Consider the following 491-nt stretch of genomic DNA (forward strand, 5'->3'; position numbering starts at 1 on the left):
TGAATCTGGTAGTGACAGTTCAAATTATTCAGCTAAAGGTAAACCCGTTAATACCTATTCGGTCGCAGAAACCTTGCCGCAAGATGTGCTTAGTAACGTTTACTCCATGTTGCCAGAGGGCACACTCGTCAACAGCGCCTTTATTGCGCCAGAACGTTATTCCAGCATTGATATCGATGAAGAGTTGAATGGCGCGGAGTTCGCAACCGCAAAAGTCACCTTTTTGAATGAAGGGGCTGGGTATCGAAATACGCTCGGTTATTTTGTTTTTGATACAAATAACCCACCGACCAGTAAAGATGAAATCGCAGCGCATGTGATCATTTTCCCTAATACATCGAAAGCGCCAGATGGCGAGATGGAAGAAGGTGACACTATCGACCTGAATGTGCAGCTCACTGCCGGTCAAACGCTTGCGTTCTTCATTATTCCGAATGGTTGGGGCTGGTCTGGCTCATACAACAACATTGCCAGCCTTGGCAGTTGGGGCA

1 pseudogene is annotated in these 491 nt (G+C 46.8%); it reads left to right on the plus strand.

What is annotated here, in order from left to right:
* Window positions 1-491 (plus strand): annotated as a pseudogene (locus R7Q48_RS27170) (hypothetical protein); the annotation flags it as partial.

The organism is Vibrio sp. 378 (genome assembly GCF_033339435.1).